We start from the raw sequence: 12,521 nt of genomic DNA on the forward strand, positions 1-12,521 counted from the left end.
CCATGGTCGTCGGCAGCGTCAGATGTGTATAAGAGACAGGTCACATTGTGGAAAGAGCCCCACCCGCATCGCATTTTCAATGCGATGCGACCTCCCCCGCAAGCGGGAGAGGTGCAGGCAGTCTGCGGCATCATCGATTCAACCTGACTCCGTCGCGCTCGCGCAAATGCGACGTGAGTGGATACGGCTGCCTGCGAAGTCCGATCACGCCGTCGGCAGGGCAAGCCGTTCGATGGTTTGAATATGCCGCGCCAGCAGGCTGCAGGCCTGTTCGATGTTGCGCGCGCGTAGCGCCTGCAGGATCACGCGGTGATCCTGGCTCGGCCGCGGCCGCCAGCCGGCATTGCGTGCCATCGCGAACACCAGTCGCGAATTCGCAAGCTGCAGGCCGTCGAGGCTGGCAAGCAGTCGCGGCATCGCGCACGGCGCCACCAGCGCGTGATGAAAGGCGCGATTGGCCATCTCGAAATCCTGCACCGTCTCGGCATTGTCGCCTTCGATCATGGCGAGTTCGATCCGTGCCAGATGGGCCGATGTGAGCCTGGGGGCGGCATTGCGCAACGCGACCACTTCGAGCGCGGCGCGCATCTCGGCGATCTCCTTCACCGATCTGGTATCGAGCGGCGCGACCCGCACCCCGCGACGGGGCACCGCAACGACGAGGTGCTGCGCCTCCAATTGCCTGAAGGCCTCGCGCACCGGGACGTGGCTCGAGTGGAATTCGCGCGCGACATGGTCCTGCCGCAGCGCCGCGTCCGGCAGCAACTCGCCGCTGATGATGCGCTCGCCGATCGCCTCGGCGATGCGCCCCGCGGTGGTCGTGTTCTCACCTTCGTTCGCCATAGATTATCTATCGTAAAAACGGGTGCGCGTTCGTCCGGGCTCGGCTAGCATCGTTCTAAGTCCAAATATCATAGATAATATGTCATAGTATCTATGATCCATAGCAAACGAGAAGGCAAGCTCTATGGTTGATGTCGTGGAGATCGAACGGACCGACAGCCGCACCAGCGCAGCGCCCCGCAAGACCTGGGAGCGTGCCGAGGCTGAAGCACTCTATAACCTGCCGTTCGCGGACCTGATGTTTCAGGCGCAAGGCGTGCATCGCGCCAACTTCAATCCGAACCACGTCGAAACCGCGAGCCTGCTCAGCATCAAGACCGGCGGCTGCCCGGAAGACTGCGGCTACTGCTCGCAGAGCGCGCATTACGACACCGGCCTGAAAGCCACCCGCCTGATGCCTCGGGACGAAGTGGTCGCGGTCGCGCAGCGCGCCAAGGACGCCGGCGCAACCCGCTTCTGCATGGCCGCGGCCTGGCGCAGCCCGAAGGACCGCGATCTCGATCAGGTCTGCGACATGGTCAGCGCGGTGAAGGGCCTCGGCATGGAAACCTGCGTCACGCTCGGCATGCTGACGCCAAAGCAGGCCGAGCGTCTCTCCGACGCCGGGCTCGATTTCTACAACCACAACGTCGACACCTCGCCCGAGTTCTACGACAAGATCATCACCACCCGCACCCTGCAGGACCGCATCGATACGCTCGCGCATGTGCGCGACGCCGGCATCAAGGTCTGCTGCGGCGGCATTATCGGCATGGGTGAACAGGTCGATGATCGGCTCGGCATGCTGATGCTGCTTGCCAATCTCCCCAGCCATCCGGAGAGCGTGCCGATCAATCTGTGGAACGAGGTCAAGGGCGTGCCGGTCAACGACACCGCAGAACGGCCCGATCCGATCGCGCTGGTGCGTCTGGTCGCCACCGCGCGGATCATGATGCCGAAGAGCGTGGTGCGGCTGTCGGCCGGACGGCAATACATGACCGACGAGCTGCAGGCGATGTGCTTCCTTGCCGGCGCGAATTCGATCTTCATCGGCGATGTGCTGCTGACCACCAGGAACCCGCAGCGCGATCGCGACGCCAATCTGCTGGACCGGCTCGGCATCAACTCCGCCCTCGCCTGAGCGTACCTCCGGCACGCGTGCGGCGGGATTAGCCGCGCGACCAACGACAAATCTGAGAGAGAAGCATGAGCGCAATCCATGCGGCCAAGGTCGCTGATTACGCCGCGGCCTTGCACGCCCTGAGCAAGGACGATCGGCTGCGCGGTCTCAAGCCGCGCGCGGGCACCGATTTCGTCTCGAACGACTATCTGGCGCTCGCGAGCGCGCCGCGCATCAAGCAGGCCGTCTCGGCCGCGCTCGAGGCCGGCACGCCGATCGGCGCCGGTGGGTCGCGGCTGCTGCGCGGCAATTGCGAGGAGCACGAACGGCTGGAGGCCGAAGCCGCCGCGTTCTTCAAAGCCGAGACCGCATTGTTCTTCGGTGGCGGCTACGTCGCCAATTTCGCCGTGCTGACGACGCTGCCGCAACGCGGCGACCTCCTGGTGCTCGATTCTCTCGTGCACGCCAGCATCCATGAGGGCGCGCGGGCCGGCCGGGCCGAATTCCGGATCAGCGCGCACAATGATCCCGGGTCGGTCGAAGCCACCATTCGCGGCTGGCGCGCCGAGGGTGGCACGGGCCGGGTCTGGATCGTGGTCGAAAGCGTCTACAGCATGGATGGCGACGTCGCGCCGCTCGACGACCTCGTCGCCATCGCGGACCGGCACGACGCGTTCCTGATGGTGGACGAGGCGCACGGCACCGGCGTCTATGGCGAGCAGGGGCGCGGGCTGACGGCGACCTATGAGGGGCGCGAGAACCTCGTGATCGTTCATACCTGCGGCAAGGCGCTGGGCGCCGCCGGCGCGCTGGTCACGGCCTCGACGGTGCTGCGCGACTTCATGGTCAATCGCTGCCGCCCGTTCATCTTCGCCACCGCGCCGTCGCCGCTTGTGGCCGTTGCCGTGCGTGAGGCGCTGCTGATCCTGCAGCAGGAGCCCGAGCATCAGCAGCGCCTGGCAAAACTGGTCGCGTTCACGCATCGCGAGCTCGACCTGCGCGGTTGGCGCAGCCCGTCGCGCTCGCAGATCGTGCCCTATATCGTCGGCGACAATGCGCGCGCGATGCGGCTGGCGTCTGCGCTGCAGGCGCGCGGCTTCGATATCAGAGGCATCAGGCCGCCGACCGTGCCGGCGGGCACCGCGCGGTTGCGAATTGCGCTGACCCTCAATGTCGATGAGAGCGACGTGCGCGCGCTGCTCGATGCGCTGGTCGAGGAGACGAAGGGCTGGTCGCGATGACGAGCCGGATCGTGGTGACCGGCACCGATACCGGGATCGGGAAGACGGTGTTCTCCGCAGGCCTCGCCGGTTTCCTCGGCGCGCGCTACTGGAAGCCGGTTCAGGCCGGCATCGAGGAGGAAACCGATGCGCAGCTGGTCGCGCGACTTGGCGGGCTCCCGGCCGATCGCATCGTGCCGGAGCGATACCGGCTTCGAACGCCGGCTTCGCCGCATCAGTCCGCCGCACTCGACGGCGTGCGCATCGATCCTGCCGCGCTCGGCGTGCCCGATGTCGGGGACCGGCCGCTGGTGATCGAGGGCGCCGGCGGGCTGATGGTGCCGCTCGACGGCGGCACGCTCTATATCGACGTCTTCGCGCGATGGCGCCTTCCGGTCGTGCTCTGCGCCCGCACCGCGCTCGGCACCATCAATCACTCGCTATTGTCGGTCGAGGCATTGCGCAAGCGCGGGATCCACATTCTCGGGATCGCATTCATCGGCGAGAGCAATCCCGAGAGCGAGCGCGCGATTTGCGAGATCGGGCAGGTGCGCCGGCTGGGCCGGTTGCCCTGGCTTGCTCCGCTTGCGGCAGACACGCTGCAGGCAGCGTTCAAGGCGTCGTTCCGGCGGGAAGATTTCAATCCATGACATCCGCTCGGAAGTCGCCGATCTGGCACCCGTTCACCCAGCACGCGCTGCACGGCGAGATGACGAGGATCGTGCGTGGCGAGGGAGCCTATCTCTACACCGCGGATGATCGCCGCATCATCGATGCGATCGCATCCTGGTGGGTCGTGACCCATGGCCACTGCCATCCGCACATCGTGCGCGCGATCCAGGACCAGGCGGAGCAGCTCAACCAGATCATCTTCGCGGGCCATACTCACGATCCGGCCGAACAGGTCGCCGCGCAACTCCTGAAGCTGGCGCCTGATGGGCTCGATTACGTGTTCTTTTCCGACTCTGGCTCGACCAGCGTGGAGGTGGCGCTGAAGATGGCGCTTGGCTACTGGCACAATATCGGCGCGACGCGCACCCGCATCATCGTGATGGAGCATTCCTACCATGGCGACACGATCGGGACGATGTCGGTCGGCGCGCGCGGCGTCTTCAACAAGGCTTACGAGCCGCTGCTGTTCGACGTCGCGTCGATCCCGTTTCCTGCGCCCGGTTATGAACAGACAACGCTCGATGCGCTCGAGGCCGCGTGCAACGCGGAAACCGCGGCCGCGTTCATTGTCGAGCCGCTGATCCTGGGCGCCGGCGGGATGCTGATGTATCCGCCCTGGGTGCTGAAGGAGATGAAGCGGATCTGCGAAACCCACGATGTGCTGTTCATCGCCGACGAGGTGATGACCGGCTGGGGCCGCACCGGCACATTGTTCGCGTGCGAGCAGGTTGACATCACGCCGGATATCGCCTGCTATTCAAAAGGCCTCACCGGCGGTTCGCTGCCGCTCGCGGTGACGCTCTGCCGGGCAGAGATCTACGACGCGCATTATTCCAGCGATCGTTCCCGCACCTTCTTCCATTCCAGTTCCTACACGGCGAACCCGATCGCCTGCGCCGCCGCAAAAGCAAACCTCGAACTCTGGCAACACGGCGCGGGCGCGCGCGTCGCCGCGGTGGCTGCGATGCAGGAGCGCCTGATCGCACCGTTCCGCGCCGACGCGCGCTTCGAGAACGTCCGTCGCACCGGGACCATCACCGCGCTTGATCTGAAGGCAGTCGATGCGGGCTATCTCGCCGGCATCGGCCCAAAACTTCAGGCCTTCTTTGAACGGCGCGATCTGCTGTTGCGGCCGCTCGGCAACACGATCTACGTCATGCCGCCCTACTGCGTCACGGACGCGGATCTCGAGGAGATCTACGACGGGATCAGGTGTGCGGCCGACGAACTGGCTTGAGGACGCGCTTGGCGCCCGATAGTCCAGGATTGATGAATGCATCGCGAGTCGTTGTGCCTGCGATGGGGTGTCATACGACATCGGCGTGCCCTTGCAGGCACGCCGATGAACTCGATCATGAGTGTTGTTGTGGCGCCGGATGCGGCCTCGCAGCGGGATGTGGCCGTGGTGCCGGATGAGGCCGCGGCGCCGGTCGCGACACCTGCGGCGGCGCGGGCCGATGCACAACCGCTTGCGCGACGCGCGGTGCCGGCGGATGCGCAGCCGCGCGTGCCTGCGGCGGTGCATGCTGCGCGAGCTGCGGTCTTGACGCCGGCGGAGCGGCGTGCGGCGCCGGTGCAGGATGTGCGCCTGCGCCGGGCAAAGCATGCGCAGTCGGCGGGGCGTGTGCCGGCGGCAAAGCGTTCCCGGTCGGTAGAGCGTGTCCGGCCGGCGAAGCATTTGCTGTCAGCAGGGCGTGTCCTGGCGGCGGAGCACTCCCCGTCGGGAGAGCATGTCCCGTTGGCAAGGCGTGCTCGGCCGTGGGCTGCGCATGTCGGGGCGGCGGCGCCGCAATCGGCTTGCCTGGGTGCGCGGCGATCACGCCGGCACCGCTGAACCGTGCTGCGTGCGCGGTCGCGGCGACCGCCGGATGACCATGGTTGTTGGCGAGCGTCAGCGCCGGATTCTTCATCGCTGCTTCCGCGTGTCGCGTCTGCTCGCCGGTCGCAGCCACGTGGTGCTCGCCCTGGGCAGCAAGCTGCTGCGGCGTCGGCTTTACCGCGGTCCCGCCGGTGCCGCCGTTGTAGCTGACGTTGGTCGTGTTGTTGACGACGGTCTTGTTGTAGACGTTGGTGACCGAGACGTTCGAGATGTTGTTGACGGAGCTGTTGTAGAAGAAGCTGCCGCCGCGCCAGTAGCCGCCCTCATAGCCGACGCCGGTGTAGCCGAAGCCATAAGAGATGCCGCCGTAGAAGCCGACGGTCGCGCCCCAATATCCGGCGTGGAAGGCGTAGGCGCCGTCGCTCCAGCCCCAATAGCCGGGTGTCCACAGCAATTCAGGCGCCGGCGGACGCACCCATGTGCCGGGCACCCAGTAGTAACCGGTGTCGTCGTTCCATGCCCAATAGCCCGGAGTCCAGATGTAGCCGGGCGCGGGGATCGGCGGCTGGACATAGACCGGCAATGGCGGCGGCGCCGCATTGACGGTGATGCCGATGGCAAGCTGCGCGCGTGCTGGCGCGGGCGGTGAGAGACAGCAGAGGCTGAGAGCCAAGGCGAAAGGCAGTCCGGCGATGCGGCGCATGGCACATACTCCAATCTTCTTCCCCCAGCGTTGGAGTCGAATAGTGGCGGCGACATGAACCCGTTGTGAATGTTTGTGCTGACACCGTGATTTCGAGATCGCGCGACGGCGGGATCGTTAACGACGGCGAATGCAAGTCAGCTCGGTGTCAGGATGGAACGCGACGGTGCGGTCGCGTCAGCTTCATCACTGCGCCAAATAGTCGAATTTTCGATTTGAATTGGACGACGACCCCCTGCGCGTCATCAATCGGTACCCGGAGCATCCGGCTGCCAAAGGCCGGGCAGGGAGGTTTGGCATGGCGCGATCCGCCGACATCGACATCAACGCGGGCGCGCGCCTCGACAGGCTGCCGATCTGCGGATTCCACTGGCGCATCCTGGCCCTGATCGGCGCCGGCATGTTCCTCGATGCGTTTGATATCTATCTGGCCGGCGGCGTGCTGGGCGCCGTGCTCAAGGAAGGCTGGTCGACGCTCGAACTCAACGCCGCGTTCGTCTCCGCGACCTTCGTCGGGATGACGATCGGCGCGTGGTGCTCCGGCATCCTCGGCGATCGGTTCGGTCGCCGCTTCTCCTACCAGATGAACCTCGCGATTTTTGGCCTCGCGTCGATCGCCGCGGCCTTTGCGCCGAACATGATCGTCCTGATCGGCCTGCGTTTCATCATCGGCATTGGCCTCGGCGCGGAGATCGTGGTCGGCTATGCGACCTTGACGGAATTCGTGCCGGCTTCCTCGCGTGGACGCTGGATCGGGCTGCTGGCCGTGATCACCAATTTCTCGCTGTTCGTATCCTCCATGGTCGGTCTATGGGTGATCCCGACGCTTGGATGGCGCTACATGTTCGGCCTTGTCGGTTGCCTTGCGATGGTCGTCTGGTTTCTGCGCAAGTCGATGCCGGAATCGCCGCGCTGGCTCGCCGCCAACGGACGTGCCGATGAAGCCGAGAAGATCCTGTCGGCGATCGAAGCCGAGGCCGCGCGCAAGGCGGTACTTCCTGCCGTCGCTGCCCGCGCGCCGGCGCAGGAGTCTCCCGGCGCGGTCTGGCGTCTGTTCCAGCCTCCGTATCTCGCGCGCACGCTGCTCGGCAGCCTGTTGCACATCGTCGTCGGCTTCAGCCTCTACGGGTTCATCGGCTGGCTGCCGACCTTCATGGTCAAGGGCGGCCATAGCGTGGTTTCCTCGCTGGGATACACCACCGTGATGGCGCTGGGCGGTCCGGTCGGATCGCTGATCGGGCTCGTGCTGGCGGACCGGCTCGGACGCAGGCTGTCGATCGTCTGCTCGTCGATTGCGGCAGCGCTGCTCGGTATCGCCTATCCATACATGCCGGATGGTGTTGCGCTCGCAGCCGTGGGCTTCCTGCTGATCACGGCGATCTACGTGATGCTGGCGACCGGATTCGCGATGCACGTTCCCGAACTGTTTCCGACGCGGTATCGGCTTCGCGGCACGGCGATCTGCGCCACGTCCGGACGCATCGCGACCGCGCTGGTCCAGTACGTCGTGGTCGCGATCTTCGCCTGGCAGGGGCTGACCGGCGTGCTGACGACCCTGGCCGGCATCCTCGTCTTCCAGGCCGCGGTCTTTCTCGTGTTCGGTTTCGAGACCAAGGGACGATCTCTGGAGGACGCGTCGGCGGTCACGGACGCCGAGGCGGGAGAGCGGTCGTCGATGGCGCGGAGGCCGGCGGACCTCGGCGCCTAGTTCAGGTCGGAGCAGGCCGCCCTGATCCGGTCGCGGAGCCAGCCATTGGCATTGCTCTGATCGTATCTGCGGTGCCAGTACAACATCCAGTCGAATGGCGCGGACTCGAACGGCAGTTCCTCCATCCTCAGATCGTCGTCCATCAGCACGGTTGCGAGGTGCCTCGGCATCACCGCGAGCAGATCGGTCTTCTTCAAGACGTGAGGCACGACCAGCCAATGCGGGACGTTCAGGGCGATGCGTCTTCGATGGCCGCGTTCAGCGAGCACGTCGTCGACGAAGCGAAGATCGGTCGGGCTCATCGAGACCTTCATGTGCTCCTGCGCGATGAAGCGCTCGAAGGTCAGCCGTGCGCGCTTGATCTGGTGTCCGCGTCGCATCAGGCAGACCATGCGGTCGCGCAGCAACGTCTCGGAACGGATCGATGCGGAATGTTCGAGCCCCATGCTCACCGCGACGTCGATCTCGTCCCGCTCCAGCGCATCGATCGTCAGGGCAGGCGGCAGATGGATCGTGTTGTAGGAGATCCGTGCGTCCTGCGGCCGTGCTGCGGCCAGTCGCGGCAGCAGCAGGCACGCGAGAATGTCCGACATCCTGATCGTGAAGGTGCGTTCCGTCCGGTTTGGATCGAAGCCGGCGTCGCTCGCCATCACGCGCTCGACCTGGCGCAGGACCTGGCGCAGCGGCTCCGCCAGTTCGGTGGCGCGGGGCGTCGGTTTCATCCCGGTCGTGGTCCGCACCAGAAGCTCGTCCTTGAACATCCCGCGCAATCGGTTGAGCGCATTGCTCATCGCCGGTTGACTGAGGCCGACGCGGTCTGCCGCCTTGGTGACGTGACGCTCGGCCAACAATGCGTCCAGCGCGACGAGCAGATTGAGGTCGATGGATCGAAGGTTCATCCATCATTCATATCGTGAATGACGAAAGATCACAAATCCATTTCATCCATGATGATGCAGGGCGTATCAATCGATCCGACCAAGGAGGCATCAATGAGCTTTGAGACGATCAAGCACGACGTGAAGATCTGCATGTTCGACCAGTACGGCACGGTCGTCGACATGCAGGGCGGCCTGACCAGGATCGCCGCGCCGTTCCTCGAGAAGAAGGGCTGGAAGGGCGATCCGAATTCCTTCGTCACGTGGTGGCGTCGCACGCATTTCGAGAATTCGATGATCGATGCGCTGCTGCATCGCGAGCACACGCCCTATCGCGAGATCGGGCACCGCGCGGTTGCCCACGTCATGGACCGCGCGAAGATCGACTACACGATGGACGATGTGCGCACCCTCGTGGGCGAGATCGAGAAGCTGGTGCCGTTTCCGGAGGTGCCGGACGCACTGGCGCAGCTGCAACGCAAGTATAAGCTCGTCGTGCTCTCGAACGGCGATCCGGACATGCTCGAGACCGCGAAGCAGTACCACAAGGTCCCGTTCGATCGCGTGATCTCGGTGACTGAGGCCAATTCGTTCAAGCCGCATGTCGCGACCTATACGAAAGCGGCCGAGATCATGGGCGTGAAGCCGGCGCAGGTGCTGTTCGTGGCCAATCATGCCTTCGACTGCATCGGCGCCAAGTCCTCCGGCATGCGGACGGCTTTCATCGACCGGCGCAGCCGCCCGTTCGGCATCACGCCGCACCAGCCCGATATCCTGGTGCCGTCGATGAAGGACCTCGCCGATGCGATCGTCTGATCGCGAGCCGCTGTCGGGCATCAGGGTCCTCGACCTCTGCCGGGTGGTCTCCGGTCCGTTTGCCACGATGCAGCTCGGTGATCTCGGCGCCGACATCGTCAAGATCGAGGATCCCAGGCAAGGCGACGAAAGCCGCCGTTACGGCCCGCCGTTCATCGGCGGCGAGAGTGCGTATTTCCTGTCGGTGAACCGCAACAAGCGAAGTTGCGCCATCGATCTGAAGTCGCCGGCGGGGCGCGACGCGGTGCTCGATCTTGCATCCGTCGCAGATGTCGTCATCGAGAACTTCCGTCCCGGTACCCTGGACAAATGGGGGCTCGGCTTCGACGCGCTGAGGGCCCGCAAGGGCGACATCATCCTGTGCAGCATCTCGGGGTTCGGGCGCACCGGCGCCGACGCCGCGCGCCCCGGCTACGATCTGATCCTGCAGGGCGAATCCGGCGTGATGGACATCACCGGCGATCCGGATGGGCCGCCGACCAAGGTCGGCACGTCGATCGCCGACCTCGTCACGGGCCTCTATGCGTCGCATTCGGTGCTGGCTGCCCTGATGCGGAAGAGCCGCACCGGCGAGGGCGGCCGGGTCGACGTCTCCATGCTCGACGCCATGGCATCGCTCCTGACGTTCAACGCCGGCATGTACTTCGCCACGGGAGAAAGCCCGAGGCGCCGCGGCAATGTCCATCCGACCATCAGCCCGTACGAGCCGTTCGAAACCAGCGATGGCTGGATCAATGTCGGGGTCGCGAACGACAAGTTCTGGGCGGCCTTCTGCGACGTCATCGGCCGTTCGGAACTGCGCGAGGACGTCCGCTTCGTAACCGCTCCGAAGCGCGCGGCGAGCCGCAACGAGCTCGTCGCGATCCTTTCGCCGATCTTTGCCCGGGGAAGCCGCGCCGACTGGCTGCAGGCGCTCGGCGCGGCAGGCATTCCGTGCGGCGCGATCAAGTCGGTCGGCGAGGTCTGCGAAACGCCGCAGCTCACGCAGCGCGGAATGGTCCAGACCATCAGCCATCCGGCCGCGGGAGATGTGAAGTTCATCGCGAGGCCGACGCGGTTCGGCGACGACCCGCCGCCACCTTCCACGCCGCCGCCGATGCTCGGCGAACACACGAGCGAAGTGTTTGCGGAATGGCTCGGCTGGAGCGACGATCGGCTCGGGAGATTTGCCGACGCGGCCGCGTTCGGCGACTTTGGACGGACGTTCGTGCGATCGCCCGTGTGAGTATCGTTATCCAGGCATCGTCATGAGAGCTATCGCCGAGCAGATGCCGCGTCGCGCCGTCGGTGACGAGCGGCAGGCGTCCGGATCGTTCTTCCTGTCTCTTCGGGCTTGAGATCGCCTACCGGGACGAGACGTGCATCGGACCGCAATCTGACACTTTGCCTTGCGAGGCAGCGCTCCCTCGGACGGGGCACTGGCATTGCCAGGATCGATATCCGGTTTCATACTGTGGCATAGGCCGGAGCCGGCCAGCTAACCTGTCGGCGCGGCCGACCCGGAGAATGCAAGAGACGATACCGGGTTACTGAGCGGCGGAGAGACGGCGATGTCGTTTCGTCTCGCATTTACCTTTGTGTCGATAGCGGCGCTGCTGTTTGATCCGACCGACGCCGTGTCGCAGGACATGCTGCGGAATGTCGACCTCAACAGTCCGGAAATGACGACGTCGGAGATGACGCGCGCCGAGGTCGACGCGCTCCTCAAGTCGGTCCCTCAAGGGGACGGGCGCACTGCGGATTTGGATGGAAAGCGACTGTCGCACCTCGATCTCTCGGGCCTCGACTTCACCGGCGGCAACCTTCATCTCGTAAAGCTCAACCGGGCCAATCTGAAAGGCGCCCGCTTCGATCGGGCCACCTTGAACCAGGCCTGGCTGATCGACGCAGACTTGACGGGGGCGTCCCTCGTCAAGGCATCGCTGCTCGGCACGCAGATGCAACGCGCCAGGCTTGGCGGCGCCGATTTGAGCGGCGCCCGGATAACCGCCGATCTTTCCGGCGCCAGCCTGATCGGGGCCAGGCTTGCGGGCGCCGATCTGAGCGCCGACATGCGCAACCAATCGATGGGCCTGATGCGTGGCGTGCTCAAATCCGCCGATCTGCGGAATGCGGATCTCAGCGGCGCCAATCTCTCGCGCGCCGATCTCGAATTCGCGCAACTGCAGAACGCCAATCTGGCGAACTGCAGCCTCTACAGAGCTGACCTTGCGGGAGCCGACCTGTCCGACGCCAATGTCGCCGGCGCAGATTTCACCGAGACCGATCTTGCGTCGGCCCTCTTGCCGGGCGCGGCCGCGCTGGCCGAGGCCCGCAATCTGGACAAGGCCCGGAACTTGAACCTGGCGCGGCGCCCCCGTTAGGGATCGAATTGCAGTGTCCTGCGACAAGACCTATGTTCTGTCTTGAGAACCACGCAGCCGCTCATCGTGCGGCGGGCAGGACCACGGTGGATGGTTGCATGTGGCACCGGAGGTGACGCCATGACCATTTCTCCCAAACTGCACAATTATCTCGCTGCAGAAAACATCGAGTACGACGAAATCCCGCACGTACTGACGATGTCGTCCGCCCTTACCGCCCAGGCTTGTCACGTCTCGGGCGATCGCTTGGCCAAGGCCATCGTGCTGCGCCGCAACGACGGGTACCTGCTCGCCGTGCTGCCGGCATCGCATCACCTCAGGCTGGCGGATCTCAGGGCGAGATTCGGTGACGATATCGCTATGGCCGCCGAAAGCGAGATCGATCGGCTGTTCACGGACT

The 12,521-nt window shown here is 65.1% G+C and carries 12 protein-coding genes; 9 read left to right on the top strand and 3 right to left on the bottom strand.

Going from position 1 to position 12,521, the window contains the following annotated elements:
* Positions 1 to 204: 204 nt before the first annotated feature.
* Entirely contained in the window at positions 205 to 843 is a 639-nt protein-coding gene (locus tag PMN64_RS38200) for a GntR family transcriptional regulator (RefSeq protein ID WP_411784493.1), read from the bottom strand.
* A 124-nt stretch (positions 844 to 967) separates the two neighbouring features.
* Between PMN64_RS38200 and bioB the strand changes: the two genes are divergently transcribed.
* The 4 genes from bioB to PMN64_RS38220 all read left to right on the top strand — a co-directional run bounded on the left by bioB (position 968) and on the right by PMN64_RS38220 (position 5,071).
* Positions 968 to 1,963, top strand: a complete 996-nt coding sequence (gene bioB / locus PMN64_RS38205) for a biotin synthase BioB (protein WP_411784494.1) — start codon at positions 968 to 970, stop codon at positions 1,961 to 1,963.
* Positions 1,964 to 2,028: 65 nt separating this feature from the next.
* Positions 2,029 to 3,183, top strand: coding sequence for an 8-amino-7-oxononanoate synthase (locus PMN64_RS38210; RefSeq protein ID WP_411784495.1), 1,155 nt, complete (start codon positions 2,029 to 2,031; stop codon positions 3,181 to 3,183).
* Positions 3,180 to 3,812: a dethiobiotin synthase gene (gene bioD, locus PMN64_RS38215; RefSeq protein ID WP_304497824.1), complete on the top strand. Its 633-nt coding sequence runs from the start codon at positions 3,180 to 3,182 to the stop codon at positions 3,810 to 3,812. The genes PMN64_RS38210 and bioD overlap by 4 nt, the downstream gene beginning before the upstream one ends.
* On the top strand, positions 3,809 to 5,071 hold the full coding sequence (locus PMN64_RS38220; RefSeq protein ID WP_304497823.1) for an adenosylmethionine--8-amino-7-oxononanoate transaminase: 1,263 nt from the start codon (positions 3,809 to 3,811) through the stop codon (positions 5,069 to 5,071). Before bioD ends, PMN64_RS38220 begins: the two co-directional genes overlap by 4 nt.
* Before the next feature lie 115 nt (positions 5,072 to 5,186).
* Here PMN64_RS38220 and PMN64_RS38225 read toward each other — a convergent pair whose 3' ends face one another.
* Complete coding sequence (locus PMN64_RS38225; RefSeq protein ID WP_411784496.1) at positions 5,187 to 6,356, bottom strand: hypothetical protein; 1,170 nt, start codon at positions 6,354 to 6,356, stop codon at positions 5,187 to 5,189.
* A 298-nt stretch (positions 6,357 to 6,654) separates the two neighbouring features.
* On the opposite strand from PMN64_RS38225, the gene PMN64_RS38230 reads away from it, so the two are divergent.
* Entirely contained in the window at positions 6,655 to 8,064 is a 1,410-nt protein-coding gene (locus PMN64_RS38230) for an MFS transporter (protein ID WP_411784497.1), read from the top strand.
* On the opposite strand, the gene PMN64_RS38235 is transcribed toward PMN64_RS38230, so the two are convergent.
* Positions 8,061 to 8,963, bottom strand: coding sequence for a LysR family transcriptional regulator (locus tag PMN64_RS38235; protein WP_411784498.1), 903 nt, complete (start codon positions 8,961 to 8,963; stop codon positions 8,061 to 8,063). The two genes, PMN64_RS38230 and PMN64_RS38235, sit on opposite strands and share 4 nt — an antisense overlap.
* Before the next feature lie 93 nt (positions 8,964 to 9,056).
* On the opposite strand from PMN64_RS38235, the gene PMN64_RS38240 reads away from it, so the two are divergent.
* The 4 genes from PMN64_RS38240 to PMN64_RS38255 form a co-directional block, all read left to right on the top strand.
* Complete coding sequence (locus PMN64_RS38240; protein WP_411784499.1) at positions 9,057 to 9,758, top strand: haloacid dehalogenase type II; 702 nt, start codon at positions 9,057 to 9,059, stop codon at positions 9,756 to 9,758.
* Positions 9,745 to 10,983, top strand: a complete 1,239-nt coding sequence (locus PMN64_RS38245; RefSeq protein WP_411784500.1) for a CaiB/BaiF CoA transferase family protein — start codon at positions 9,745 to 9,747, stop codon at positions 10,981 to 10,983. Before PMN64_RS38240 ends, PMN64_RS38245 begins: the two co-directional genes overlap by 14 nt.
* Positions 10,984 to 11,308: 325 nt before the next feature.
* Positions 11,309 to 12,121: a pentapeptide repeat-containing protein gene (locus PMN64_RS38250; protein WP_304497817.1), complete on the top strand. Its 813-nt coding sequence runs from the start codon at positions 11,309 to 11,311 to the stop codon at positions 12,119 to 12,121.
* Positions 12,122 to 12,241: 120 nt separating this feature from the next.
* A partial coding sequence (locus PMN64_RS38255; RefSeq protein ID WP_411784501.1) for an aminoacyl-tRNA deacylase occupies positions 12,242 to 12,521 on the top strand: 280 nt, incomplete at its 3' end.

The sequence above is a fragment of the Bradyrhizobium sp. UFLA01-814 genome, from assembly GCF_046718885.1.
GTDB classification, from domain to species: Bacteria; Pseudomonadota; Alphaproteobacteria; order Rhizobiales; family Xanthobacteraceae; genus Bradyrhizobium; species Bradyrhizobium elkanii.

Bases quoted from the DNA above. Each gene is read 5' to 3' on its own strand.
- PMN64_RS38210 (WP_411784495.1), top strand. From the start codon at position 2,029: ATGAGCGCAATCCATGCGGCCAAGGTCGCTGATTACGCCGCGGCCTTG.
- bioB (WP_411784494.1), top strand. From the start codon at position 968: ATGGTTGATGTCGTGGAGATCGAACGGACCGACAGCCGCACCAGCGCA.
- PMN64_RS38225 (WP_411784496.1), bottom strand. From the start codon at position 6,356: ATGCGCCGCATCGCCGGACTGCCTTTCGCCTTGGCTCTCAGCCTCTGC.
- PMN64_RS38240 (WP_411784499.1), top strand. From the start codon at position 9,057: ATGAGCTTTGAGACGATCAAGCACGACGTGAAGATCTGCATGTTCGAC.
- PMN64_RS38220 (WP_304497823.1), top strand. From the start codon at position 3,809: ATGACATCCGCTCGGAAGTCGCCGATCTGGCACCCGTTCACCCAGCAC.
- PMN64_RS38245 (WP_411784500.1), top strand. From the start codon at position 9,745: ATGCGATCGTCTGATCGCGAGCCGCTGTCGGGCATCAGGGTCCTCGAC.
- PMN64_RS38250 (WP_304497817.1), top strand. From the start codon at position 11,309: ATGTCGTTTCGTCTCGCATTTACCTTTGTGTCGATAGCGGCGCTGCTG.
- PMN64_RS38230 (WP_411784497.1), top strand. From the start codon at position 6,655: ATGGCGCGATCCGCCGACATCGACATCAACGCGGGCGCGCGCCTCGAC.
- bioD (WP_304497824.1), top strand. From the start codon at position 3,180: ATGACGAGCCGGATCGTGGTGACCGGCACCGATACCGGGATCGGGAAG.
- PMN64_RS38235 (WP_411784498.1), bottom strand. From the start codon at position 8,963: ATGAACCTTCGATCCATCGACCTCAATCTGCTCGTCGCGCTGGACGCA.
- PMN64_RS38200 (WP_411784493.1), bottom strand. From the start codon at position 843: ATGGCGAACGAAGGTGAGAACACGACCACCGCGGGGCGCATCGCCGAG.